Source organism: Streptomyces sp. NPDC050528, from assembly GCF_044457795.1.
In the GTDB taxonomy this organism is placed as follows: domain Bacteria; phylum Actinomycetota; class Actinomycetes; order Streptomycetales; family Streptomycetaceae; genus Streptomyces.
The window spans coordinates 139983-165076 of sequence record NZ_JBITHH010000012.1; the positions used below are offsets into that span (position 1 = coordinate 139983).

Annotated in this window: 22 protein-coding genes; 20 read left to right on the plus strand and 2 right to left on the minus strand. The window is 68.8% G+C overall.

The features are described 5' to 3' along the window. The first annotated feature begins 348 nt into the window (after positions 1-348). From ACIBK4_RS35975 to ACIBK4_RS36050, 16 genes are all read left to right on the plus strand, one after another. Positions 349-1023, plus strand: coding sequence for a GntR family transcriptional regulator (locus ACIBK4_RS35975; RefSeq protein ID WP_399001701.1), 675 nt, complete (start codon positions 349-351; stop codon positions 1021-1023). Between the two features lie 457 nt (positions 1024-1480). Beyond that, positions 1481-2347, plus strand: coding sequence for an amidohydrolase family protein (locus ACIBK4_RS35980; protein WP_399001703.1), 867 nt, complete (start codon positions 1481-1483; stop codon positions 2345-2347). Then, positions 2340-3236, plus strand: a complete 897-nt coding sequence (locus ACIBK4_RS35985; protein WP_399001704.1) for a hypothetical protein — start codon at positions 2340-2342, stop codon at positions 3234-3236. The genes ACIBK4_RS35980 and ACIBK4_RS35985 overlap by 8 nt, the downstream gene beginning before the upstream one ends. A gap of 104 nt (positions 3237-3340) precedes the next feature. Beyond that, a complete protein-coding gene (gene dctA / locus ACIBK4_RS35990; RefSeq protein ID WP_399001706.1) occupies positions 3341-4645 on the plus strand; it encodes a C4-dicarboxylate transporter DctA in 1305 nt (434 codons plus the stop codon). A 193-nt stretch (positions 4646-4838) separates the two neighbouring features. Continuing rightward, positions 4839-5864 carry an amidohydrolase family protein gene (locus tag ACIBK4_RS35995; protein WP_399001708.1) on the plus strand — a complete coding sequence of 342 codons (1026 nt, stop codon included), beginning with the start codon at positions 4839-4841 and terminating at the stop codon, positions 5862-5864. Between the two features lie 114 nt (positions 5865-5978). After that, the gene (locus tag ACIBK4_RS36000) at positions 5979-6536 is read left to right on the plus strand and encodes an RNA polymerase sigma factor (protein WP_399001710.1); all 558 of its coding nucleotides are present in this window, start codon (positions 5979-5981) and stop codon (positions 6534-6536) included. Beyond that, positions 6523-7263: a hypothetical protein gene (locus ACIBK4_RS36005; RefSeq protein WP_399001712.1), complete on the plus strand. Its 741-nt coding sequence runs from the start codon at positions 6523-6525 to the stop codon at positions 7261-7263. Before ACIBK4_RS36000 ends, ACIBK4_RS36005 begins: the two co-directional genes overlap by 14 nt. Before the next feature lie 218 nt (positions 7264-7481). After that, a complete protein-coding gene (locus tag ACIBK4_RS36010; protein WP_399001714.1) occupies positions 7482-8507 on the plus strand; it encodes a LacI family DNA-binding transcriptional regulator in 1026 nt (341 codons plus the stop codon). Positions 8508-8612: 105 nt separating this feature from the next. Next, complete coding sequence (locus ACIBK4_RS36015) at positions 8613-9842, plus strand: extracellular solute-binding protein (RefSeq protein WP_399001716.1); 1230 nt, start codon at positions 8613-8615, stop codon at positions 9840-9842. Further along, a complete protein-coding gene (locus ACIBK4_RS36020; protein ID WP_399001718.1) occupies positions 9835-10809 on the plus strand; it encodes a carbohydrate ABC transporter permease in 975 nt (324 codons plus the stop codon). Before ACIBK4_RS36015 ends, ACIBK4_RS36020 begins: the two co-directional genes overlap by 8 nt. 7 nt (positions 10810-10816) lie before the next feature. After that, positions 10817-11680, plus strand: coding sequence for a carbohydrate ABC transporter permease (locus ACIBK4_RS36025; RefSeq protein WP_399001720.1), 864 nt, complete (start codon positions 10817-10819; stop codon positions 11678-11680). Beyond that, positions 11677-12516 carry a ThuA domain-containing protein gene (locus ACIBK4_RS36030; RefSeq protein WP_399001722.1) on the plus strand — a complete coding sequence of 280 codons (840 nt, stop codon included), beginning with the start codon at positions 11677-11679 and terminating at the stop codon, positions 12514-12516. Before ACIBK4_RS36025 ends, ACIBK4_RS36030 begins: the two co-directional genes overlap by 4 nt. Beyond that, a complete protein-coding gene (locus tag ACIBK4_RS36035; RefSeq protein WP_399001724.1) occupies positions 12513-13664 on the plus strand; it encodes a Gfo/Idh/MocA family protein in 1152 nt (383 codons plus the stop codon). The genes ACIBK4_RS36030 and ACIBK4_RS36035 overlap by 4 nt, the downstream gene beginning before the upstream one ends. Before the next feature lie 64 nt (positions 13665-13728). Next, positions 13729-14874, plus strand: coding sequence for a Gfo/Idh/MocA family protein (locus tag ACIBK4_RS36040; protein WP_399002184.1), 1146 nt, complete (start codon positions 13729-13731; stop codon positions 14872-14874). A 480-nt stretch (positions 14875-15354) separates the two neighbouring features. Further along, positions 15355-15789 carry a DUF485 domain-containing protein gene (locus ACIBK4_RS36045; protein WP_399001726.1) on the plus strand — a complete coding sequence of 145 codons (435 nt, stop codon included), beginning with the start codon at positions 15355-15357 and terminating at the stop codon, positions 15787-15789. After that, on the plus strand, positions 15786-17393 hold the full coding sequence (locus ACIBK4_RS36050) for a cation acetate symporter (protein WP_399001728.1): 1608 nt from the start codon (positions 15786-15788) through the stop codon (positions 17391-17393). Before ACIBK4_RS36045 ends, ACIBK4_RS36050 begins: the two co-directional genes overlap by 4 nt. Positions 17394-17556: 163 nt before the next feature. Here ACIBK4_RS36050 and ACIBK4_RS36055 read toward each other — a convergent pair whose 3' ends face one another. Together ACIBK4_RS36055 and ACIBK4_RS36060 are read right to left on the minus strand one after the other, a co-directional pair. Continuing rightward, positions 17557-18873 (minus strand): MFS transporter, encoded by a 1317-nt coding sequence (locus tag ACIBK4_RS36055; RefSeq protein ID WP_399001730.1) that lies wholly within the window; start codon positions 18871-18873, stop codon positions 17557-17559. Between the two features lie 35 nt (positions 18874-18908). Then, positions 18909-19289, minus strand: coding sequence for a hypothetical protein (locus ACIBK4_RS36060; RefSeq protein WP_399001732.1), 381 nt, complete (start codon positions 19287-19289; stop codon positions 18909-18911). Positions 19290-19463: 174 nt separating this feature from the next. Between ACIBK4_RS36060 and ACIBK4_RS36065 the strand changes: the two genes are divergently transcribed. The 4 genes from ACIBK4_RS36065 to ACIBK4_RS36080 all read left to right on the plus strand — a co-directional run bounded on the left by ACIBK4_RS36065 (position 19464) and on the right by ACIBK4_RS36080 (position 25025). Further along, positions 19464-19781, plus strand: a complete 318-nt coding sequence (locus ACIBK4_RS36065) for an FCD domain-containing protein (protein ID WP_399002186.1) — start codon at positions 19464-19466, stop codon at positions 19779-19781. Positions 19782-19923: 142 nt separating this feature from the next. Beyond that, the gene (locus ACIBK4_RS36070) at positions 19924-21720 is read left to right on the plus strand and encodes a coagulation factor 5/8 type domain-containing protein (RefSeq protein WP_399001734.1); all 1797 of its coding nucleotides are present in this window, start codon (positions 19924-19926) and stop codon (positions 21718-21720) included. Between the two features lie 238 nt (positions 21721-21958). After that, positions 21959-24568: a glutaminase domain-containing protein gene (locus tag ACIBK4_RS36075; RefSeq protein WP_399001736.1), complete on the plus strand. Its 2610-nt coding sequence runs from the start codon at positions 21959-21961 to the stop codon at positions 24566-24568. Beyond that, complete coding sequence (locus tag ACIBK4_RS36080) at positions 24549-25025, plus strand: GNAT family N-acetyltransferase (RefSeq protein WP_399002188.1); 477 nt, start codon at positions 24549-24551, stop codon at positions 25023-25025. The genes ACIBK4_RS36075 and ACIBK4_RS36080 overlap by 20 nt, the downstream gene beginning before the upstream one ends. The last annotated feature ends 69 nt before the right edge of the window (positions 25026-25094 follow it).

Sequence of the window (25094 nt, forward strand, 5' to 3'; positions counted from 1 at the left end):
AACAGACTCAGGCAAAGTCGAACAGTAAGGGTGTGGCGGGCAGACCACAATGGGGCGGGAGAACATGGTTCGGACGTCGGCGGCGGCCGAACACCACGGCACTCGGCCCGGCCAACAGCCGGGCGCGTTCGGGCAGTTCGACGCTGTGGCCGTTGCCGCCGGCCGCCGAGACCGGCCGCGACAGGACCCGACGGACCGCAGCCAGGTCACCAGTCGGATCCGTATCGAGCCCGGGCCAACCGTCAACAATAATTGCCGACAATATCTCCGATGATAAAATCGGCGACCTGATCCGACGCCTGTGACCACGGCGGCGGATGTTCGCGTGCGAGAGAGGAACGACAGCCGGTGACCAGCACGCGCATCCAGGGGGCGGCTGCCCGAAGCCACGTGAGCGCGTACATCCGCGACGCTCTGCGGGACGGCAACCTCGTGCCGGGGCAGCGGCTGGTGGTGCAGGACCTGGCCGACGATCTCGGGGTGACCCGGAGCTCCGTACGCGAAGCGCTGGTCGACCTCTCCTCCGAGGACCTGGTGGAGATCGTTCGCAACCGCGGGGCGCGGATCAGGCTGATCTCGATCGAGGAGGCCGTCCAGATCACCGAGTGCCGCTCGGCGCTGGAGCGGGTGTGCGCGCGCAGGGCGGCGACGCACGCGACCGAGGCACAGCGTGCCGAACTCACCGAGGTCGGCGCGCGGTTGCGGGCGGCGGTCGCCGAGAACGCGCCCGAGACCTACTCGGCCCTCAACCGAAGGCTGCACGACCTCATCATCGAGTTCAGCGGCCAGGTGGTCGCCAAACGTCAACTGGAGCGGCTCAACACGCAGATGGTGCGCTTCCAGTTCCGCCTCGCGATGCGGCCCGGGCGTCCGCAGCAGTCGCTGCCCCAGCTCCTGTCCATCATCAACGCCGTCGTGGCCGGTGACGCCGACGCCGCCGAAGCGGCTATCCAGGCACAACTGTCCAGCGTGATCGACGAACTGCGCACGACGGGGGCCGCCCGTTCCGTCACCCCTGGGTGATCTGCCCCAAGGGGTCGACGAGCGCAGAGCGGCTTGCCTCCTGGGCAGAAGCCGGTTGCCTCGACGAGGGGGTCAGCACCTGGTGTGCGCCCCAGGGCCCGCTCGTCGCGTTCACCCTGACCGGGAACGCGAGACCTGCTGAACGTGCACGCCGCTGAACCCGGCCTGGGCCCCGCCGGCCCTGGACACGGACACAGCTCTGTCGACTGAGGATCAGCTGACGGAGATTCCCCCACGTCAGGGCCGACTTCGCGTCGTCCCGGGCCGCGTGTCACCCCCCACCCCCACGGCCGACCGGCACCTTCGCCGACTCATCACTGCAAAAATGTTCGGATGACATTGTTGACAATCTTGCCGCCCTGGACTTCAGTCGGTGCAGTCGGTGCACGGCTTTCGGCCATGCCGAACGACCGACACCGATCCGAGAACCACCGATCCAAGGACCCTGGGAGGCCTGATGGAGATCGTGGACACGCACACTCACGTCATCTCACCGGACACCGCGCGATATCCCCACGCCCCGGTCGGGGGGCGACAGTCCGCGTGGTCACAGGCCCACCCGGTGGACATCGACGGTCTGACGCGCGCACTCGACGGGGCGGGGATCTCAAGGGCGGTGGTGGTGCAGGCGTCCACGGTCTACGGCCACGACAACCGCTACGTCGCCGAAGCGGTCCGCTCCCACCCCGACCGGTTCGTCGGGGTCTACTCGATCGACGCCCTGGCGGACGACGCCGTGACCGAGATCAAGAAGTGGCAGGACCAGGGACTTTCCGGTTTCCGCCTGTTCACCACCGGGACCACGATGCCCGGCCAGGCGGACTGGCTGGGCCATGAACGCTCGTATCCCGCATGGGCCTACGCGGAGGAGAACGACATCCCCGTGTGTCTGCAGATGACGATCCAGGGGCTGCCCGCCCTGCGGAACCTGCTGGAGCGCTTTCCCGGTGTGCGCGTACTGCTCGACCACTGCGCGCGCCCCGACCTGTCCGACGGCCACCCGTACCAACTGTCGAGAAAACTCTTCGAGTTGGCGATCCACCCCGGTGTCCACCTGAAACTTACCCACCGCGCCCTGGAAGCCTCCAAGGCCGGCAAGTCCACGACCGAGGCTTTCCTGACGGACCTGGTGGCCTCGTACGGCGCCGGACGTATCGCGTGGGGCTCCAACTTCCCGGCGGCACAAGGGACTCTCGCCGACATCCTCGACGAGGCCCGCGGCGCGCTGTCCAGCCTCTCCGACGACGACCTGAGGTCGGTCTTCGGCGGTACGGCCCGCGCGTTCTATCCGTCCCTCGCGACGACGGGCGAAGCCCGTGCCTGAGCCCGCCGTCCTGCGCACCGTCCTCGCCGACCACCCGCACACCGCGAAGCTGAAGAGCGGCGAAATCCGTGACGAGCGGGTCACCCTGTCGTTCACCGACGTCGCACCGATCCACCGGGCCTTCGCACCCATGGTGCGTGAAGAGGCCTACGACCTCAGCGAGTTGGCCGTCGTCACCGCCTTGCAGGCCATCGCCTACGGCCGCCCCGTGGTCCTGTTGCCGGCCGTGGTGGCCGCGCGCTTCCAGCGCGGCTGTCTCATCGCCCACGCCACACGGCCGGTCGCACCGGCACACCTGGCCGGCACACAAGTCGGGGTGCGTTCGTACTCCCAGACCACGGGCATGTGGGTGCGCTCGCACCTCGCCGAGGACTTCGGTCTGGCGGCACGCGACATGCGATGGATCACTCACGAAGAACCCCACGTGGCCCAGTACACGGACCCCGACTTCGTCAGGCGCGGGAGCGGCGGAGCGTCGCTCCCCGACATGCTGCGCGAGGGCCGGATCGACGCCGCGATACTCGGCAACGACCTCCCCGAGGGCGAGGAGTTCGTTCGCGTCGTCCCGGACGCCGACGCTCGCGACGAGCGGTGGTGGCGCCGGCACGGGTACATGCCCGTCAACCACATGGTCGTCGCCGGTGCGTCGGCCTGCCGCCGGGACCCGCAGGCGGTCCGCGCGGCGTATCACCTTCTGCGCAGGGCCGACGCGGCCGTCGAGCGCCCCGACGACACACCGTCCCCGACCCTGTTCGGCTTCGACCGCCTGCGTGAGCCCGTCGAGCACATCGTGGGGGCCTGTCTGGAACAAGGTCTGCTGCCCCGAAAACTCACAGCGGACGAGGTCTTCGAACCGGCAAGGAGCGTTCTCGGCAACGACGCCGCCTGAACTCCCGTGCGCCGGATGCTCCGGCCGGACTCCCCGTTTTCCCCACCGGTGCTCCCCGACCGGTTCTCCCCACCAGTCTTTCAACGAAGAAACTGGAAACGACGATGAGTGAAGCAACATCCACGGCCACACCCGTGCAACCGGTCCCACCGCGCCACCGCTTCTACCAGGACCTCGCCTTCCAGGTGCTCACCGGAGTCGCACTGGGCGTTGTCGTGGGCAATTTCGCCCCGTCCGTCGGACACCATCTTCAGTTCCTCGGCGACATCTTCATCCACCTCATCCAGATGGTCGTCGGCCTCATCATCTTCTGCACCGTCACCCACGGCATCGCCAGTGTCCGTGATCTCGGCAAGGTCGGCCGTATCGCGGTGCGCGCGCTCGTGTACTTCGAGGTGATCACGACGATCGCCCTCGTCATCGGGCTGGTCGTGGTCAACGTGCTGCGCCCCGGTGCGGGCATGCACATAGATCCGTCGTCACTGCACGCGGCGGCGAACACCGCACCCGCCAAGTCGGAAGGCTTCGACGACTTCCTCGTCGGTCTGGTGCCGACATCCGCGGTACAGGCGTTCGCCGAGGGGGACATCCTTCAAGTCCTGGTGTTCTCCGTGCTGTTCGCCTGCGGGCTGGCCTCTCTCGGCGAGCGGGCGCAACCCGTACTGGACATCGTCGGGAGCGTCCAGCAGACCCTGTTCTGGATCATCGGCAAGGTCATGCGCATCGCACCGCTCGCGGCCTTCGGCGCCATCGCCTTCACCGTGTCCAAGTACGGACTGGGCACACTGACCTCCCTCGGGAAACTGATCGGAGTCTTCTATCTGATCGTCCTGCTCTTCTTCCTCCTGGTCCTCTGGCCGGTGTCGCGGTACGCGGGCATCAGTCTGTTCAAACTGATGCGGTACTTCCGCGCGGAGCTGTTCCTCGTGCTCGGTACCAGTTCGTCGGAGAGCGTCTTCCCCCAACTCACCTCCAAGCTCAAGCAACTTGGCGTGGACGAACCCGTGGTCGGCCTGGTGCTTCCCACCGCGTACAGCTTCAATCACGACGGGACGTGTCTGTACTTCGCCTCGGTCAGCGTCTTTCTGGCGCAGGCGACCGGCAGTGATCTGGGGTGGCAGGCGCAGGTAGGCCTCCTGCTCGTCCTGCTGCTCACGTCCAAGGGCGGCGCGGGAGTGTCGGGATCCGCACTCGCCGTGCTGGCACTGACCCTGAGCGCGACACACAAGATCCCGGTGGACAGCATCGCCCTGGTCCTCGGTATTCACAGCATCCTGTCGGCCGCCTTCGTCTTCACCAATGTCGCCGGCAACTGCGTGGCGACCCTCGTGGTCGGGAAGTGGGAGAACGCCATCGACCGGGACCGGCTGCACGCGGAGCTCGACGCCGGGTACCAGACGGCCGCATGACGCGCACCGCCGCCCGATGACACACGTCTCCGAGACGGCCTCCGGTCCTGCGGCATCACTCGCGCCGGGCGTCCCGAAGACTGCGCCGATCGACGGCGTACGCCCTCCCAGATTTCTTTGACGGCATGGGACCGCGTGCCCGGCACAACCCTGCGCCGAGTCACTGCGCGGCTTCCGCGAGAGGGAAGAACTCATGATCATCGACTGTCACGGTCACTACACGACGGCCCCGCCGGCCCTGGAGGCATGGCGCAAGCGGCAGATCGCCTCCCTCACCGATCCGTCCGCCGCCCCCGCCCGCGCGGACCTGCGTATCGGCAACGACGAGCTGCGCGAGACCATCGAGCCGAACCAGCTGCGGCTGATGGACGAGCGCGGCATCGACATGACGGTCTTCTCGCCCCGCGCGTCGTTCATGGCGCACCACGTCGGGGACTTCGAGACCTCCGCCGCCTGGGCCGCCATCTGCAACGAACTCTGCTACCGCGTCGGCCAGTTGTACCCCGAGCGCTTCGTGCCCGCCGCGATGCTCCCGCAGTCCCCCGGCGTCGATCCGGCCACCTGCGTACCCGAACTCACGCGCTGCGTCGAGGAGTTGGGCGCCGTCGCGGTCAACCTCAACCCCGACCCCTCCGGCGGCCACTGGACCGCCCCACCCCTCACCGACCGCTCCTGGTACCCGCTCTACGAGAAGATGGTGGAGTACGACATCCCCGCGATGATCCACGTCAGCACGAGCGTCAACCCGGCCTTCCACACCACCGGCGCGCACTATCTCAACGCCGACACCACCGCGTTCATGCAGCTGGTCCAGGGCGACCTGTTCGCCGACTTCCCGACCCTGCGCCTGGTGATCCCGCACGGCGGCGGCGCCGTCCCCTACCACTGGGGCCGCTTCCGAGGCCTCGCGATGGCACTCGGGAAGCCCCCGCTGGAGCAACACGTCCTGAACAACGTCTACTTCGACACCTGCGTGTACCACCAGCCCGGCGCCAACCTCCTCTACGACGTCATCCCGGCCCGCAACATCCTCTTCGCCTCGGAGATGATCGGCGCCGTACGGGACGTCGACCCGTGCACCGGCCACCACTTCGACGACACCCGCCGCTACGCGGAGGCGGCCGAGTTGCCCGCGGAGGACCTGACAGCGGTCCAGGAGCACAACGCCCGCGCCGTGTACCCCCGCCTCGACGCGCTGCTGAAGCGCCAGGGCCGGTGAGCGGTCGAACGACCACGTTCGGAATCGGAGGGCGTCTCAAGACGTCCTGCGCCCACACCGGATAACAGCGGTCGGGAACCGTAAGGCATCGCGCGATGGTGGACATTGCTGTGCATGGACGCGGATGAACGGGGTGAACAGCTGGAGCAGCTGTTCCGAGAGACCTTCCGCCGGGTGATGGCGTACTGCTTGCGCCGAACCGGCGAGGCAGCGGCACACGACGTGGTGTCCGAGGTGTACGGCATCGCCTGGCGCCGACGACGCCAACTGCCCTCGGACAACGAAGAGGCGGTGCTGTGGCTGCTCGGCATCGCACGCAGAGTTCTGGCCAACCAGGCCCGCAGTCAACGCCGTTGGGCACGGCTGCTGCTACGGGTGGCCGAACGCACCGATCCGCCGGACACCGGCCGGCTCCAGCATGACGGGGACGACGATCTGGCGGCCGCCTTGGCACAGGCGTCGGACGCCGATCGGGAACTGCTGCGCCTGGCCTACTGGGACGACCTGTCGCGGCAGGACATCGCGACCGTCCTGGGCATCTCCGTGGGCGCCGTCGACACCCGCCTGCATCGCGCCAGACAACGCCTGCGCGTTCGTCTTGGCGCGGCGAGCGGTCACCAGGATCCGACCGACGAGAAGGACCACAAGGAGAAGGACCATGCTGAGCGATGACGAACTCGACCGGATGCTGCGGGACAGCGATCCGAGGCCCGGTGGGCCCGCAACCGACCCCGACTCGCCGACCGCCGTACGGATCCTCGCGCAGGTTCGCCGCAGCGCGCGACAGCGGCGCAAGCGCATCCTGGTCCTGGCCCCGGCGGTGGCTCTGACCGTCGCCGGCGTCACCGCGGGGACCTTTGCGTGGGTGGCCGGCGACGGCAAGGGCCACACCCTCGACTCGACCGGGCTGACATGCGACGGCCCGCACCAGGGCGACGCCGTGGTCAACTTCGATCCCGGCACCGACGATCCGGTACGCACGTGCCGTCAGCAATGGCCGGAGTTGTTCGGCCTGCCGGCCCCGAGCACGCTCACCGCCTGCGTCGACAGCTCCCAGCAGGGCTCCATCGTCGTGTACGCCGGAGGCCGGGACCAATGCGGACGCCACCGCGCCGACCCCTACCTCGGACCGACCCGGGAGCAGCTCGGCCTCGCTCGCTTCCGCGCCGACATCAAGGCGCACTTCGCCCAGCGCACCTGTGTCCCCTACCCCGAGTTCAGGAAGGTGGTCGGTCAACTCCTGGCCGAGCACGACCTCACCGGCTGGAAGAGCGGCCACTTCCAGAGCGCCGCCAAGGAACCGGAAGGAGCCTGCGCGGAGATCAGCTACTACGACGAACCGGCAAAGACGATCTGGCTCGGCGATCACAAAGCCGACGACCCCATCACCTGGCCGTAGACCGCCCGCCATGGCCGCCCCGTCAATTCCCTGTACCGCAAAGGGAGTTGATTGAAGGCGGCCATGGTCGGTCCCGGTGCGCCGGAAGTTTTTCCCTGCACGACCCTTGCCGTCGTTCGCGGCCCCTCCCTACAGTCTCGTCCCAGTCAGTCGATACGTATCGACATCGCATATCGACGCCGCGTATCGACACCGAGAGGACCGAGGGAGGTGCTCGCATGGTGACAAGCCGGGACGTGGCCCGGTTGGCGGGCGTCTCCCAGAGCACCGTCTCCTACGTCATGAGCGGGCGCCGCTCGATATCCCCCGAGACCCGGCGTCGGGTCGAGGAGGCGATCGAGACGTTGGGGTTCCAACCCAACGCGGGTGCAAGGGCGTTGGCGAGTCAGCGCAGCCAAGTCATCGGCCTGGTCGTGCCGTTCGCGCCCGGGGCCGACATGACGGGGGTGCTGCCCTTCATCGAGACGATCACCAAGTGCGCCCGGGAAGAGGACCACAACGTCATCCTGGCCACCGAGGACGAGGGCGCCGAGGGCCTCACCCGGCTCAGCGACCAGTCCCTGTGCGACGCGATCGTACTGATGGAGGTCGGGTCCAAGGACCCGCGCATCCCCGTGGCGGCCGGACTGAGCGTGCCCGTCATCCTGATCGGCGTGCCGGACGACCCCGAGGGTCTGTACTGCGTCGACCTGGACTACACGCTGGCCGGGCGTATGGCGGTGGACGAGCTGGCCGCCTCCGCGCACGACCGTGTCGTCCTGCTCGGCTACCCGCGTGACGTGATGGCCCGCGACGTCAACTTCGTCCGCCGTTTCCTGCGGGGAGCCGAGGAGTCGGCCGCCGCGCACGGCATCTCCTACGCCGAGGTGAGCCCGCCGGACACCAGCCGTGCCGGAGCCGAGGCCGCATTGGACGAGTCGCTCGCGGAACAGGGGCCCGGCGACGGCAGGTTGGGGCTCGTCGTCCCCGATCCCCAGTTGATCCAGCCGACGTTGCAGAGCCTGCTGGACCGCGGTCTGGTTCCGGGACGCGACCTGTCCGTCATCGGACTGTGCACGGACCGGACGGCCGAGACCTCCACACCCCCCGTCACCAACCTCTCGCTGGAACCCAGGGACGTCTCGCGCCGCGCGATGAGGATCCTGTTCCGGCTGCTCAACCGCGAGAGCGTGCCCACCCCTTCGACCGTTGAACTGGTGACACCGCGTCTGACCCTGCGTCAGACCAGCCTGTCCGCCCGCTGATCCCCACTGTTCGTGCCAAGGGGGGATGACGCGTCATTGCTGTCGATACGCATCGACACCCCGCGCGGTCCGCCCGAGACAGCGCCGACCGAGGAGAGAACGAACATGGCTCAACGACGAGCGATCCTCAGCAGAACGACACTGGCGGTGGCCCTCGCGCTCCTGGCGCCGCTCGCCCTGAGCGCCTGTGGCTCGAACAGCGGATCGTCGGGCGGCGCCGACACGCTGCGGGTGATGGACTACTACACCGATCAGCCCGACAAGGGGATCTACGCGAAGGTCCTGGACGCGTGCGGGCAGCAGAACGGCGTGACGATCAAGCGGGAGGTCGTGGCCGGCCCCGCCCTGATACCCAAGGTGCTGCAACAGGCCTCGTCGCGGACCCTGCCCGACGTCCTCATGCTCGACAACCCCGACCTGCAGCAGATCGCCGCCAGCGGCGCCCTCGCCCCGCTCAGCGACTTCGGTCTGAAGGCGGACGGATACGCCAAGGGCGTGGTGGACGCGTCGACCTACCAGGGCAAGCTCTACGGCCTGCAACCGGTCACCAACACACTCGGCCTGTTCTACAACAAGGACATGCTCGACAAGGCCGGGGTCAAGCCGCCCACCACCTGGGCCGAGCTCAAGTCGGCCGCCAAGAAGCTCACTTCGGGCAAGCGGTACGGTATCGCCTTCGCCGCACCGGCCACCTATGAGGGGACCTGGCAGTTCCTCCCCTTCATGTGGTCCAACGGCGGCGACGAGAAGGACATAGCAACTCCCCAGACGGCACAGGCACTTCAGCTGTGGGTGGACCTGGTCAAGGACGGTTCGGCGTCGAAGTCGGTGGTCAGCTGGGCCCAGGCCGATGCCGACGACCAGTTCGCGGCGGGCAACGCAGCCATGATGATCAACGGCCCCTGGCAGTTCCCGGTCCTGGACAAGAAGACGAGCCTGCACTACGACGTCGTCCAGATCCCCGTGCCCAAGGCCGGCGGAACTCCCGTAGTCCCCCTGGGCGGTGAGACCTGGACCGTCCCGCGGACCGGCAACGCACAGCGCCAGGACAAGGCCGCCAAGGTCGTCGCGTGCCTCAACTCCGACAAGAACCAGTTGTCGCTGGCCCAGCAGCGCCAGACCGTACCGACGAAGACCGCGCTGATGGACAAGTTCGCCGCTCAGCAGCCCAGGATGAAGGCGTTCACCGACCAGGTGCGCAACGCCCGTGCCCGCACAGGCGAGTTGGGCAAGGACTGGCCGAAGGCCGCCACCAAGATCTACACCGCGATACAGACCGCGCTCACCCAGGGCGCGTCTCCGGCGAAGGCACTGAAGCAGGCCCAGGATGGCTGACGTACTGCGCCGCGCGGTGCGGGCCAAGGAGCGGGCGGCGCCGACCGCGGACAGCGCCCCAGCGGCGGGCCGGAGGCTCGGGAAACGCAACCGGCTGCGCCAGTCCCACGTGCTGTTCCTGCTGCCCGCCCTGGCCTACATGGTGGCCTTCTTCGGCTACCCGGTCGTCAAGAACGTCGTCATGGGCTTCCAGCACTACACGACGACCACCTTCTACACCGGCCGGGCGCCCTGGGTCGGCCTCGCCAACTACCGGGCCGTCATCTCGTCCTCCGTCTTCGACAAGGCGCTCCTCAACACGGCGCTGTTCACGGTGGGTTCGATCGCGGGGCAGTTCCTCATCGGTCTGGCGATCGCCCTGTTCTTCCGCCGCAGGTTCCCGCTGAACGGCGTACTGCGCTCCCTGCTCCTGCTCCCGTGGCTGGTGCCGCTGATCGTCTCCAGCGCGGTGTGGCGGTGGATCCTCGACCAGGACAACGGCGTGCTCAACCGGTTCCTCGGCGCCCTGCACCTCGTACAGGACCGCCCCGGCTGGCTGACCAGCACCTCGCTGGCGCTGTTCGCGGTGATCGTGGTCAACATCTGGATCGGGATCCCGTTCAACGTCGCGATCCTCTACGGCGGACTGCAGGACATCCCCGAGGAGTTGTACGAGGCGGCGGCCCTGGACGGCGCGACGGGCTGGCGGGCGTTCCGGTATGTGACGTGGCCCCTGCTGCGCCCTGTGGTGAGCGTGGTGCTCGTCCTCGGGGTCGTCTACACGGTCAAGGTGCTGGACGTCATCCTCGGGCTCACCAACGGCGGCCCGGCGAACGCGACACAGACCATCGCCAGTCAGTCCTACCAACTCTCCTTCCAGCAGTTCGACTTCGGGCAGGGTGCCGCGCTCGGCAACATCCTCATCGTCGTCTCGCTGGTCTTCGCCGTCCTCTACCTGCGCGCGAACCGCCGCGCCGTCGAGCAGTGAGGCCGTCATGGCAACCGTCACGCACACATCCGTCCGACCGACCCCCCCACCTGTCCGACGCCGACGCTCCCGACGACCCTGGGGATACACCGCCGTCGGCGCGCTGATCCTGGCGGTGATGCTGTTCCCGGTCTACTGGATGGTCAACGTCTCCCTCCAGCCGGCCAACACCGCCGTGAGCACACCCTGGTTCCCGACCCACCTCGACTTCGACGGCTACGCCACCGCGCTGAGCCAGCAAGGGTCAAATCTCCTGACCAGCCTGCTCGTTGCGGTGGGGAGCGTGGTGTTCAGCCTGATCATCGCGAGCCCTGCCGCGTACGCGCTCGCCCACGTCGACTCGCGCTGGGTCGGCCCGGTTCTGTTCGGGATCCTGATCAGCCAGATGGTCCCCGGCATCGTCGTGGCCAACGCCCTCTACAGTGCGTACAACGACCTCGGCCTGCTCAACTCGATCCCCGGCCTGGTCCTTGCCGACTCCACGGCGGGCATCCCCTTCGCGATCCTGATCCTGCGGGCCTTCATGGGCAACATCCCGGCCTCGGTGATCGAGGCGGCCCGGGTGGACGGGGCGGGCAGGGTGCGGGCGTTCGTCTCGATCGTCCTGCCGATGAGCAGGAACGCCCTTATCACGGCTGGGCTGTTCACGTTCCTGTTCACCTGGAGCGACTTCCTCTTCGCTCTGACCCTGACGACGACCGAGGACGTCCGCCCCGTGACTCTCGGCCTCTACCAGTACCTCGGCTCGCACGTCAGCGACTGGAACGCGGTGATGGCCACCGCGACCCTCGCCTCGGTCCCGGCTCTCGTACTGCTCCTGGTGGCACAGCGCTACATCGCCACCGGCGTGACCGGCGGAGCCGTCAAATGACCCGCCCCCAGGGCGACTTCGGAGAAAGGCAGAACACCCCTGTGACCACGTCTTCCGCACCGCCCCCCGCTCCGGCCCCGATCAACGTGACCGTGTGGGGGGAGAACCGCCACGAGAAGATCGAGGAGCACGTGGCCAAGATCTACCCGCAGGGCATGCACACCACGATCGCCGAGGGCATCAAGGAGAACCTCGGCGACACCTGCGTCATCCGCACCGCGACGCTGGACGATCCCGAACACGGCCTGACCGAGGAGGTGTTGGCCTCGACCGACGTCCTCACCTGGTGGGGACACGCCGCCCACGCCGAGGTGTCCGACGAGGTCGTGGACCGGGTGCACCGGCACGTGCTGTCCGGCATGGGCCTCGTGGTGCTGCACTCCGGCCACTGGTCGAAGATCTTCGTCAAGCTCATGGGCACCAGCTGCACCCTGCGCTGGCGCAACGGGCACGACCGCGAGCTGGTGTGGACGGTGAACCCGACACACCCCATCGCCAAGGGAGTTCCGCATCCGCTCGTCGTCGACGAGGACGAGATGTACGGGGAGTTCTTCGACATCCCCGTCCCGGACGAGCTGGTCTTCGTCAGCTCGTTCACGGGCGGCGAGGTGATCCGCAGCGGCTGCACGTTCCGTCGCGGCCACGGCCGGATCTTCTATTTCAGCCCCGGCGACCAGGACTACCCCGTCTACCACAACAAGGACATCCGCCGGGTGATCGCCAACGGCGTCCAGTGGGCCCGTACGGACCGTCCCGAGCGCACCCACCCGGTGCTGCTGCGCTACGACACCGACGACTTCTTCAACGGCGTCGACTACTCGGGGCCGCTCCGATGACCAACCGAGCAACCCATCGGACCATCCCCTGCGGGCCCGACAACCCCCTGCGTGTACTGGTGGTCGGCGCCGGTTCCATGGGACAGCAGTGGCTGACCACCGTCACCGCCGCGCCCGAGGCCGAACTCGCCGGCATCGTCGACCTCGACCTGGACGCGGCCCGGCGCTCCGCCGCCGACCTGGGCCGGCCGGACCTCCCGGTCGGCGCCGACGCGGTCGCGCTCGCGGCCGACACCGGCGCCCAGGCGATCATCAACGTGACGGTTCCGGTGGCCCACCACCCCGTCACCACGGCCGCGTTGTTCGCCGGGCTGCCCGTCCTCGGCGAGAAGCCGATCGCCGACACCCTGGCCCACGCCCTGTCGCTGGCCGCCGCGGCCGAGGTGAGCGGCGAGCTGTTCATGGTGAGCCAGTCCCGCCGCTGGAATCCCCAACTCTTCGCCCTGCGCGGAATGTTGGGGGACCTGGGCGCGATCGGCACACTGACGACCGAGTTCTTCAAGGCGCCGCACATGGGCGGTTTCCGCGAGGAGATGGCGTACCCGCTGCTGATCGACATGGCGATCCACGCCTTCGACTCGGCCCGTTTCCTCCTCGGCGCGGACCCGGTCTCCGCCTACTGCCAGGCGTACAACCCGCCGTGGAGCTGGTACGCCGGAGACGCCGCCGCGAGCGCCGTCTTCGAGATGGAGGGCGGAACACGCTATGCGTACAACGGCAGTTGGTGCAGTCCGGGCGCCGAGACCTCGTGGAACGGAGTGTGGCGGGCGAGCGGCGAGAAGGGCTCGGCGCAGTGGGACGGCGACACCGAGCCGGTGCTCGTCGCCGACGTAGAACCCGCCGAGCGGCCTCGCTCGCCGTACTCCGACATCGCCGGAGCGCTGCGGGTCTTCGTCGAGTCGCTGCGCACCGGCAGTACTCCCATGGGCGAGGTGCACGAGAACACCATGAGCCTGGCGATGGTCGAGGCCGCGGTCGAGTCGGCCCGGACCGGCCGGCGCGTGCTCGTCGACGACGTCCTCGACCAGGCGTACGCGGCGGCCCTCCGCGACGAGACCCGCCCCAACGTGCGTGCCGCGCTTGACGGTTGGCCGTCGGTCCGCGGTGCCCTCGCCCCGCACCGGACACCGCCCGCCGCTTCCACCTGACGCCCGACGATACGGAGACCCCGTGCCCGACCCCACGCCCGACCGCCCCCGCCTCGGGGTGGCGATGATCGGCCACGCGTTCATGGGAGCCGTGCACTCCCAGGCCTGGCGCACCGCGCCCCGCGTGTTCGACCTGCCCTTCGACATCGACATGACCGTCGTTTGCGGCCGCGACCCGAAGGGCGCGGCACGGGCCGCAGACCGGCTGGGGTGGGGCGACTGGGCGGCCGACTGGCAGCAGGTGGTGCGACGCGCCGACGTGGACGTCGTGGACATCTGCACTCCCGGCGACTCCCACGCCGACATCGCGATCGCCGCCTTGGCCGCCGGGAAACACGTGCTGTGCGAGAAGCCCCTCGCCAACACGGTCGAGGAGGCCGAGCGCATGGCCGCCGCGGCGCGAGTCGCCGCCGAGTCCGGCGTCCGGTCGATGGTCGGCTTCAACAACCGGCGCGTGCCCGCACTGGCGCACGCCGCCCGGCTCGTCGCCGAGGGCCGGATCGGCGAGGTGCGGCACGTCAGGGCCCAGTACCTCCAGGACTGGATCGTCGACCCCGAGTTCCCGCTGGTGTGGCGGCTGCGCAAGGAACGGGCCGGCTCCGGCGCGCTCGGGGACCTCGGCTCGCACGTCATCGACCTGCTCCAACACCTGACCGGAGAACTGCTCACCGGGGTGTCGGCGACGCAGGCCACCTTCGTCACCGAGCGCCCCCTGCCGACGGAATCCACCGGCCTCTCGGCGCGGGCCGGCGAACAGCGCGGACAGGTCACCGTCGACGACGCGACCGCGTTCACCGGCCGACTGGAAGGGGGCGCACTCGTCGTGGTCGAGGCGACCCGCTTCGCCACGGGACGCAAGAACGCGCTGCGGATCGAGGTGAACGGCTCACGCGGGTCGCTCGCCTTCGACTTCGAGTCGATGAACGAGCTTCTGCTGTACGACGCCACCGACCCGGAAACGGAGTCGGGATTCCGCCGGATCCTGGTCACCGAACCCGGACACCCCTACCTGGGTGCCTGGTGGCCGCCCGGTCACGGCCTGGGCTACGAGCACGCGTTCGTCCACCAGGTCCACGACTTCCTGACCTCGGTGGCGGACGACGGGAACGACCCACGCCCGTCGTTCGCCGACGGCCTGCGGGTCCAGTACGTCCTGCGGGCCGTCGAACGCAGCGCGGCGGACTCCTCTCGCTGGACGAGCATCGTCTGACTACCTGTCACCTGGCGGCGCCTGCACGGGCGTTGTCCGTCAGGACCTCCGCGCCCGGCCCGTAGCCACGCTGAAAAAGCCAGGTGGTCGTGCCACAGCCGGAGGCTGCCGTCCGAAAGCCTCGCACCGTTGCCCGACGTCGCGACGGTGACCCCGGACGAGGCCCGGCCCGTTCGGATCACGGCGAAGGATCTTCGACGCACGTATGCGGCCGGCTGGGAAACCGGCCCGCGGACGGAGCAGCGGCGAGCCGTCCGATGCGACGCGGCCAAGGCCCACAGGACACTCCCACGCTCCTCCGCCACACCCTTCACACTCACAACATCCGAGGTCAGAGCGCCGCAGTGCTCCTCACCAGGGAGTTCACCGGAAGTCCTGCGCGCGGTCCGGCACCCGCATAGCGTGCGATGACCCGGACCATTCCCCGCCTTCTCGCGGTCCGCACCTCTTGGGGCCCACGACCCACTAGGAGATCTTGGAATGTCTTCCGACAGCTCCGAGTTACGCCCGCTCCCGTACCGGCCCGGACGACACGCCTCCTCCACCACGCCCACGTGGGCCTCGGCCCCGCAGGACGGCCGTCGGCCGACGACCTTGCCCCGTTCGGCGACCGGACCGCACCGCGATCTGCGTCTCCTGCGCCGGGCCTGCCGTTGGCAGCGACGCGTCGCCGCGTTAGCCGCGCTCGGCTACTTCGCCGTCTTCCTCACCCTCACCGTCGAATACCCCTCGGTGATGTCCCGCCCAGCCCCCGGCGGTCTGCCCACCGGACTCTTCCTGGCCCTGGTACAACTCCCCGTCACCTGGCTGGCCGTGATCTTCTACGAGGGAATCGCGCGCCGGTACGTCGACCCACTCGCCCGCCGGGTGCGCCGTCAGGCCCGTCACTCCCGCGACGGGGAGGTGCGGCCGTGACGGACTTCAAGGGCGCCGCGCAGTCCTGGTCGCTCGTGGCGTTCTTCAGTGTCGTGACCCTCACGCTGCTGCTGTGCGTGGTCACCGGTCCCGACCGCGACGACCTGGACGAGTTCTACACCGGCTACCGATTGCTGTCGCCCCTGCGCAACGGCCTGGCCATCGCCGGTGACTACATCTCCGCGGCCACCGTCCTCACGGTCGGCGGCATCATCGCGCTGTGCGGCTACGACGGTGTCGTGCTGGCCCTGAGCACCCTCCTCTCGCTGCTGCTCCTGATGTTCGTGCTGGCCGAACCCCTCCATCACACCGGCAGGTTCACGATGGGCGACGTGCTGGCCCGTCGTATGCCGGGCCGCGCGGTACGCATCACCGCGTGCGCGGTCACCCTGGCGGCGCTGGTGCCCATGATGGTCGTACAACTCGCCGGTGTGGGGCAGCTGTTGGCGTTCGTCCTCGGCTTCTCCGACAGCACCATGCGCACCGGGTGCGTCGTCGGCGCCGGAGCGCTGATGATCACGTACGCGGCCATCGGGGGCATGCGCGGCACCGCCCTGATCCAGATCCTCAAGACGGTGATCCTCCTGGGCTCCGGACTCGTCGTCGCCGCGCTCATCCTGCACACCTTCGGCTGGAGCCCGCAGACCCTGTTCCAGTCCGCCGCGCAGAACAGCGGGGCCGGCCCGAACTACCTGCGCTACGGCCTGCAGTTCGCGGGCGGAGAGCACCCCGCCCTCGACATGGTCAGCACCCAGTGCGCCATCGTGCTCGGCGGCGCCTGCCTGCCCCACGTCACCATGCGCATGTACACCGCCGGCAGCACCCGTCAGGTGCGACGCGCGATGTCCTGGGCCGTCTCGGCAGTCGCCCTGTTCATCGCCGTCATCACCGTCGTCGCCGTCGGCGCCACCGCCCTCATCGGCGGCAAGACGATCGCCGCCGCGGACCCCCGCGGCAACACTGCCTACCTGCTCGGGGCGCGCGCCGCGTTCGGAACGGACCTCTCCCGCTCGGAGAGCCTGCTGTTCACGACCGTCACCACGGCCATCTTCCTGACCCTGCTGGCATCCGTGGCCAGCATGACGCTGGCCTGCGCCAACTCCCTGGCCCACGACGTCCTGGCCCGCTCGAACACACCGCCCCTGCGCGAGATGGCACTGGCGCGCCTGTCCGCCCTGGCCGTGGGTATCCCGGTGATCGTGCTGGCGGTGCTGGCCCAGCACCGCAGCCTCCAGCCCCTGGCCATCGTCTCCTTCTGCCTGGGCGCCTCCGCCATCGCCCCCGCACTCGTCCTCGGCCTCTTCTGGCGGCGCTACACCCGCGCCGGTCTCCTGTGCACACTCATCGGCGGCACCCTCAGCGTCCTCGTCCTGATGACCGGCACCAACCTCGTCTCCGGCTCCCCCCAATCGGCCTTCCCCGAAGCCGACTTCAACTGGTTCCCCTTCACCACCACCGCCCTGGTCTCGGTCCCGGCAGGCTTCCTCTGCGGCCTGCTCGGCACCGTCCTGTCGGGCCGAAGGGCCACCAAACGCGAACGCCACCGCTACGAGGCGATCGAGCCCGTACTGCTGGCCGGGCCGTCACATCCCCGCAGCGGCTGACGGGAGGAGCCGAGCATCGGCAGCGAGTCGACGTCCGCGATGGCCTGCTGCCCGGCGATGAGAGAAAGGGCAGGTACGCGAGGGCAGTACAACGTGTTGCGGGTCCGCGGACCGGGCACATGCGGGTGATGCCTCTCCGGCATGGGGCTGCCGGGGAGCATGATCAGTCGGGCAGTACCTCTCCGCGGGTCTCGGGCGCCAGCGGTACCAGGGCCATGCCGACGACGAAGACCACGGCGGTGAGGCTGAGCGGGAGTGTCAGCGAACCCGTGGCGTGGATGCCGTAGCCGATGAGGAAGGTGCCGGCGGCGGCGAACCAGCGGGAGAACGTGGTGGTGAACGCGAAGGCGGTGGCCCGCATCCGGGTCGGGTACTGCTCGGGCAGCCAGATGGTGAACACCGCGAAGCTCGCCCCGCCGAGCCCGAGCACCGGCAGGAACGCGAAGGTCAGACCGATGGAGTGCAGCGGGTAGGCCAGGCCGTACGCGCCCACCGTTCCGACGGCCATCAGCGCGAAGAGTGCGGCCAGTGTCCGCCGACGGCCGAGACGACCGGCCAGGCGGGGCACGCAGAAGCAGCCCAGGATGGTGAAGGCCGCCACCGTCATGGTGGAGAGGCCGGCAAGTCGCACGGTCGTGGTGTGGCTGTAACCGGCGTCCTTGGACAGGTTGTTCATAGCGGTGGGGACGTAGGTCGAGCCGGCCCACAGACCGATGACGCATACCACCAGGAGGACCAGGTTGCCTATGGTCCGGGCGCGGTACTGCGTGCCGAGCACTTCCCTGACCGGCTGCCAGAAGGAGCGGTGGGCTCGTTCGGCGGCCCGCTCCTTCCAGCGCTCGGGCTCCGGCGTGGTGCGGCGGATGAGGAAGACGGCGAGGGCGGGTATGCCGCCGAGGAAGAACATGCCGCGCCAGCCGAGCGCGGAGCCGAAGAGGAGGTACACGGCGGCGACGAGGAGGACACCGAAGTACGCGGCCGAGTGCATCAGGCCGCCGAAGCGTATCCGTACCCGCTCCGGCATGACCTCGGCCAGCAGGGTGCCGGCCATGGCCCACTCGCCGCCGACGCCGATGGCGGCCAGGAAACGGAAGGCGTTCCACTCCCAGAGGTTGGTGGCTGTGCCGGCCAGGGCGGTGAACACCGCGTACATCAGGATCGAGACCATCATCGCCGGCTTGCGCCCGAACCGGTCGGCGATGGGGCCCCAGATGAAGGAGCAGCCCCAGCCGAGGAGAAACAGGGCAGCGCTGATCTGGCCGTACCAGCCGACGTTGTCGGTGGTGTCGGCGATGCCCGCCCGGGGCAGGAGGTCGGCCATGGTGGGGGCGAGGACCAACCCGAAGATGGTCCAGTTGAAACCGTCCATGGCCCAGCCGCCGAACGAGCCCCAGAAGGCGTGTCGTTGGGCCGGGGTGAGACGGTCTGCGCCGGCGGGTAAGTGCGCGGTGCTTGTCTCCGGTTGTTCGTTGATCGTCACGGGGACCTCGATTCGAATCGAAAGGTGACGAGGAGTCAGAGCCGGTCTGTGCTGGTCTGCTCGTGCGGTCCGGTCGCAGGTCGGCCGACGTCGGAGACGCGCGCGCGACAGATGCCGAGGACGGTCGGCATGCTGTCCTGGCCTGCGGCCGCCCCGGCGGTGAAGGTGCGCGGGCCGAGCGGTGATCGAGCTGAGCGGCGAGAGGTGAGCTGTGCGGAGCGGGCGGCACCAGAATGCTCCGGCGCGCGAGGTGGCTTCGGTGACCCGGAACGGCGGACCCCCTGACGGGTGTCGTTGCCGTCCTCGGTGTCCTCGCCCTTGACGACGTCGGCGCCCGAACCTGCCAGGACCATCGTGGCGAGGACGCCGTCCAGGACCGGTGCCGCTGCGGAACGGGGCGCTTCGGTCGGTGCCATACCTGCGCGGCGCCTTTCTCGAGCGGGCATTGTCCCGGTTCGGGCGGGCCTGATCGCGGGTCCTGGAATTGGCTGGACCACTGGGCCATTGCACTGATCGGCCAGAGTGTCAGACCCCTGCGAACTGCTGTCAAGTGGCTGCGCGGAAGTCCGAACTCGTCTGCGGAGCAAGGGATTTGGGTCCGTGCCCGATGCGCTGCGTCCGCTGTCACGGACTTCATGGCGGTGATTTCGCTGTCCATCGCGGAAAACCGCACGGAGTCGCTGAGCCGGCCCGGCCGCCCGGCGCAGTCCGTCCAACAGCACCGGCTCATCGCCGACGCGGTACGCGCAGGCGACCCCGAAGCAGCTGCCCGCGCCATGCACCATCACGCGGTCACCGCAGGCCAAGCCAAACTGCCACTTGGTCATCTCAAGCTCCACAGAGGCGGGTTGAGGCTCTCACCTCCGGCGTGCCGCCACCACATCCCACCCTCGACAAACCACCGCTGATTGATGTTCACCCACCAACAACAAGTAGGGACTCCGGTCACAACTCTTGACGCGTGGTTCACACGGATGAAGCATGCATCGGCGAGAGAGCGCTCCCAATTCCCCCCACCGTTCATTTCCTGAACCAGGAGAGTCGCCCCCCATGACTCCTTCCCCCGCCGACGCCTCGTCCTTCGGCCGAACTCCCCTTGCCCGCCGGTCGGTTCTCGGCGTCATGGCCGCGGCGGCGGCCGCGCCGGGTCTGCTCGCCCTGTCGTCGTCGGCGTCCGCCGCCCCCGACCGTGCCCTGGACCTGCCGGGCGGTGGCGATCTCGGTCCGAACGTGATCGTCTTCGACCCGTCCACCGCCGGTATCCAGGACAGGCTGGACGAGATCTTCGCCCAGCAGGAGACGGCCCAGTTCGGCACGGGCCGCTATCAACTGCTGTTCAAGCCGGGCACGTACAGCGGGCTCAACGCCCAACTCGGTTTCTACACCTCCATCGCCGGGCTCGGCCTGTCTCCCGACGACACCTCGATCAACGGGGACGTGACCGTCGACGCGGGCTGGTTCAACGGCAACGCCACCCAGAACTTCTGGCGTTCGGCCGAGAACCTCGCCCTCACCCCGGCCAACGGCACCAACCGCTGGGCGGTCGCGCAGGCCGCTCCGTTCCGGCGCATGCACGTGCGCGGCGGCCTCAACCTCTCGCCCACCGGCTACGGTTGGGCCAGCGGCGGCTATATCGCCGACAGCCGCATCGACGGTTCGGTCGGGCCGTACTCGCAGCAGCAGTGGTACACCCGCGACAGTTCGGTCGGCGGCTGGCTCAACGCCGTCTGGAACATGGTGTTCTCGGGTGTCGAAGGAGCCCCGGCGCAGAGCTTCCCGAGCCCGCCGTACACCACGCTCGACACGACACCCGTCTCCCGCGAGAAGCCCTTCCTCTACCTCGACGGAAGCGACTACAAAGTCTTCCTGCCCGAACTGCGCACCGACGCGCGCGGCACGACATGGGGCAGCGGCACGCCCAGAGGCACCTCGGTTCCGCTGACCCAGTTCTACGTCGCCCAGCCCGGCGTGACCGCGGCCACCCTCAACCAGGCGCTCACGCAGGGACTTCACCTCCTGCTGACCCCGGGGATCTACCATCTCGACCAGCCGATCCAGGTCAACAGTCCCAACACCGTCGTCCTGGGCCTGGGTTACGCAACTCTCGTCCCGGACAACGGAGTTACGGCCCTGAAGACCGCCGACGTCGACGGCGTACGCCTCGCCGGGTTCCTGATCGACGCCGGCACCGCCAACTCCGACACGCTCCTCGAAGTCGGCCCCGCGGGAGCGTCGGCGGACCACTCGGCCAACCCGACCACCGTGCAGGACGTATTCGTCCGGATCGGCGGCGCGGGCGCCGGCAAGGCCACCACCAGCATGGTGATCAACAGCCGCAACACCATCGTCGACCACACCTGGATCTGGCGCGCCGACCACGGCGACGGCGTCGGCTGGGACACCAACCGCGCCGACTACGGCCTCGTCGTGAACGGCGACAACGTCCTGGCCACGGGCCTGTTCGTCGAGCACTTCAACAAGTACGACGTCCAGTGGAACGGCGAGGGTGGCCGCACGATCTTCTTCCAGAACGAGAAGGCGTACGACGCCCCGAACCAGGCCGCGATCCAGAACGGCGACATCAAGGGGTACGCGGCCTACAAGGTCGCCGACTCCGTGTCCACGCACGAGGCGTGGGGGCTCGGCAGCTACTGCTACTTCAACGTCGATCCGACGATCGTCCAGCACAACGGGTTCGCCGTTCCGGACACCCCGGGCGTGAGGTTCCACGACGTGCTGGTCGTCTCACTCGGCGGCCAGGGGCAGTACGAGCACGTGATCAACGAGACGGGCTCGCCGACCTCGGGGACGGACACGGTGCCGTCCACGGTGACCTCGTACCCCTAGACCGGACCGCCTTACGTCATGAACTCCGCTGTGAGGGGCGGGTGTTGAGCGAGGGCTGGACACCTGTCCCGAGCGGTGCTGTCATCCACAACGCACACCGCACGCCGGACCGTACGCCGCGCTCGGTTCTGTCGGCACGAAGAACGTGCTCTCCGTGACACCCCATTAAGTGACACACCGTCAATATTGCGCGCTGACAACGATGTCGGACTCTCGTTGCCCATCGAAGGAGCCCTCCATGTCCCACTCCGAAGACGACGGCCGCCCTCCCCTCACCGCCGGACTGCCCCCGCTGACCAGACGCGACCTGCTGCGCTGGGGAGGGGTGGCCGCCGCAGGTGCCCTGGGCGGCCTCGGCATCGCCGGTTCGCCCGCCCATGCCGCCACCGCGGCGATCGAGGCCGCGACCTCGACGTTCAGCCCGCTGCGCCCCCCGGCCACTCCCCTCGCCGTGCGCTCCCCGTACCTGACCACCTGGCTGGCCGGGGACAACCTGGCCGGCACCTGGCCCACCTTCTGGAACGGGCGGATCACCGCGCTGGCCGGCATCGCCCGGATCGACGGCACACCGTACGTCTTCCTCGGCGCCCCGGCGCTGCCCGGCGGCCCGACGCTCAGCACGATGACGCAGACGTCGTTGCAGCTCACGGCGACCCGGTCGATCTTCACGCTCACCGGAGGCGGCGTCACGCTGACGGTCACCTTCTTCTCGCCGGTGGACCTCGGCAACCTCCAGCGCCAGTGCGTGCCGTTGAGCTACATCAGCGTCCAGGCCGCCAGCAATGACGGGGCGAGCCACACCGTGGACGTGCATGTCGACGCCTCCGCAGAGTGGGTGCACGGCGACAGCTCCACCCAGGTCACCTGGGCCAAACAGGCGACCGGCAGCATGACCGCCCTGACCTGCCAGCCGGCCTCCCCCGCAGTGCTGGCCGAGAACAACGACCAGGCCTCGTGGGGTTCGCTGGTGCTCGCCGCCCCGACCGTGAGCGGGCTGACCTGGCAGATCGGCCAGGACACCGTCGTACGGGCCGCGTCCGCCGCGAACGGAACGCTGGCCGGCACCTCCGACACCGCTCAGCCCCGCGCGATCAACGACCGCTGGCCCGTGCTGGGCCTCAACCAGAACCTGGGTGCCGTCACCGCGTCCGCTCCCTCGGCGGTGTTCCAGATCGTCGTCGGCCATGTGCGCACCCCGGCGGTGAGTTACCTCGGCACGAATCTGAACCCGTGGTGGACGCACTACTGGAGTTCGTGGACCGCCATGCTCGACTGGTTCAACGGCGACCGCGCCGCCGCCCTGACCGCGGCCGTCGCCTTCGACAAGGCGATCCACGACGACGCCGCGAGCGCCGCGGGCGGCGGTGACACCGGTGAACGCTACGCGGCCGTCTGCGCCCTGGCGGTGCGTCAGGCCGTGGCCGGGACGGAACTCGTCGACCGGAACGGCTCGCCGTGGGCGATGCTCAAGGAGATCTCCTCCAACGGCAACTTCTCGACCGTGGACGTGATTTACCCGGCGTCCCCCGCCTACCTGCACCTGTCGCCGGCGTATCTGCGGCTGCTGCTCGAACCGCACTTCTACTACGCCGAGCACGCGGGCTGGCCCAAGGTGTACGCCGAGCACGACCTCGGCTCCAGCTACCCGAACGCGACCGGGCACCTGGACGGCAACGAGGAGGCCATGCCGATCGAGGAGTCCGCCAACATGCTCATCATGGCGGCGGCCGTGGCCCAACGCCTTCCCGCGGCCGACGCGGCCTCCTTCGCGACCACGCACTACGCGATCCTCCGCCAGTGGGCCGAGTACCTCGTGGCCAACGCCCTCGACCCGGAGAACCAGAACCAGACCGACGACTTCACCGGCTGGATCGCACACAGCGCCAACCTCGCGCTCAAGGGCATCATCGGCATCGGCGCGATGAGCGTGGTGGCCAAGGCGGCGTCCAACTCCACAGACGCGGCCCACTACTTGACGGTGGCTCGTGGCTACATGAGCCGATGGGTCACCCTGGCCCAGGACTCCTCCGGCACCCACCTCAAGCTCGCCTACGACCAGGACGGCACCTGGAGCCTGAAGTACAACGGCTACGCCGACCGCCTGCTGGGCGTGGATCTGGTGCCCACCGGGGTGGCCGCGCAGGAGGCCGCCTGGTACCTGTCCAAGGCGGGCACGTACGGCGTGCTGCTGGACCCGCGCAACGACTACACCAAGACCGACTGGGAGGTGTGGACCGCGGCCTGGCTCGCCGACCACGCCGACGCCCGCGCCATGCTGATCAACGGTGTCTACGGCTTCGCCGACTCGACGCCGTCACGGGTGCCTTTCACCGACTGGTACGTCGTCGCCACCGGCGCCCAACGCGGCTTCGCCGACCGGCCCGTGATCGGCGGCGTCCTCGCCCTGATGAACGCCCCGGCGGCCGATTCTGTCGCCTGGAAACGTATCCAGAACAAGAACTCCGGCAAGCTGCTCGCCGTCAGCGGCATGTCCCTGGCCGACAGCGCCGAGGTCACCCAGTACGAGGACAACGGCACCGCCGACCACCTGTGGAGCGTGGTCGACAACGGCGACGGGACCGTCAAGATCTACAACCGCAACAGCGGCAAACTGCTCGCCGTCCACAACCAGAGCCTCGACGACGGAGCCCACGTCCAGCAGTACAACGACAACGGCACCCAGGACCACCTCTGGCGCCTCGTCGACAACGGCGACGGCTGGATGAAGATCGTCAACGTGCACAGTGGCAAGCTCATGGCCGTCGACGGGGCCTCGCAGGCCAACAGCGCCCAGGTGACCCAGTGGAACGACAACGGCACGTCCGACCATCTCTGGCGGCTCGTCTGATTGCGCACGCGTCACACGTTCAGAGTCGGCGACCACCTCACACCCACCACATGACCGAGCCCGCATTCGAACCACCCGACAACTCGCTCCCGCCAGCCGACAGCAGGCGATTGCCGCCCCACCCGAACTGGGCTACTGGACCTGGCTGTTGGACGGAGAAGTGGTCGGGCTGGGACACCTGCAACCAGCCCGGGACCTACCCGCCGAACTCATCGAGACCGGCTGGTGCGTCCGCCCCGACCTATGGCGACAAGGCCTCGCCACCGAGGCGATCCGGTCACTCCTGGACTACGCGCTGTCGGACCTGCGCCTGCCCGCCGTATGGGCCCTGGTCGACAGCGAGAACGCGCCGAGCATCAGGTTCGCCCACCGACTGGGATTCCTGTCGGTGGGCGAGCGCCCGCTGGACGAAGGGACGGCCCAGGTCTTCGTCAGGCCGGCCGACAGTCCGCTGTAGGCGGCCCACGCCTGGCCAACCGCGGCGCCGATCCCCTCCACGCCCGTGTGAGCGCGGCCGGTGTGGTCC

Excerpts from the sequence above, each read along its gene's own strand:
- ACIBK4_RS36015 (WP_399001716.1), top strand. The coding sequence starts at position 8,613 with ATGGCTCAACGACGAGCGATCCTCAGCAGAACGACACTGGCGGTGGCC.
- ACIBK4_RS36075 (WP_399001736.1), top strand. The coding sequence starts at position 21,959 with ATGTCCCACTCCGAAGACGACGGCCGCCCTCCCCTCACCGCCGGACTG.
- ACIBK4_RS36030 (WP_399001722.1), top strand. The coding sequence starts at position 11,677 with ATGACCCGCCCCCAGGGCGACTTCGGAGAAAGGCAGAACACCCCTGTG.
- ACIBK4_RS36070 (WP_399001734.1), top strand. The coding sequence starts at position 19,924 with ATGACTCCTTCCCCCGCCGACGCCTCGTCCTTCGGCCGAACTCCCCTT.
- ACIBK4_RS36020 (WP_399001718.1), top strand. The coding sequence starts at position 9,835 with ATGGCTGACGTACTGCGCCGCGCGGTGCGGGCCAAGGAGCGGGCGGCG.
- ACIBK4_RS36060 (WP_399001732.1), bottom strand. The coding sequence starts at position 19,289 with ATGGCACCGACCGAAGCGCCCCGTTCCGCAGCGGCACCGGTCCTGGAC.
- ACIBK4_RS36045 (WP_399001726.1), top strand. The coding sequence starts at position 15,355 with ATGTCTTCCGACAGCTCCGAGTTACGCCCGCTCCCGTACCGGCCCGGA.
- ACIBK4_RS35980 (WP_399001703.1), top strand. The coding sequence starts at position 1,481 with ATGGAGATCGTGGACACGCACACTCACGTCATCTCACCGGACACCGCG.
- ACIBK4_RS36005 (WP_399001712.1), top strand. The coding sequence starts at position 6,523 with ATGCTGAGCGATGACGAACTCGACCGGATGCTGCGGGACAGCGATCCG.
- dctA (WP_399001706.1), top strand. The coding sequence starts at position 3,341 with ATGAGTGAAGCAACATCCACGGCCACACCCGTGCAACCGGTCCCACCG.
- ACIBK4_RS36025 (WP_399001720.1), top strand. The coding sequence starts at position 10,817 with ATGGCAACCGTCACGCACACATCCGTCCGACCGACCCCCCCACCTGTC.
- ACIBK4_RS35995 (WP_399001708.1), top strand. The coding sequence starts at position 4,839 with ATGATCATCGACTGTCACGGTCACTACACGACGGCCCCGCCGGCCCTG.
- ACIBK4_RS36035 (WP_399001724.1), top strand. The coding sequence starts at position 12,513 with ATGACCAACCGAGCAACCCATCGGACCATCCCCTGCGGGCCCGACAAC.
- ACIBK4_RS36040 (WP_399002184.1), top strand. The coding sequence starts at position 13,729 with ATGATCGGCCACGCGTTCATGGGAGCCGTGCACTCCCAGGCCTGGCGC.
- ACIBK4_RS36010 (WP_399001714.1), top strand. The coding sequence starts at position 7,482 with ATGGTGACAAGCCGGGACGTGGCCCGGTTGGCGGGCGTCTCCCAGAGC.
- ACIBK4_RS36000 (WP_399001710.1), top strand. The coding sequence starts at position 5,979 with ATGGACGCGGATGAACGGGGTGAACAGCTGGAGCAGCTGTTCCGAGAG.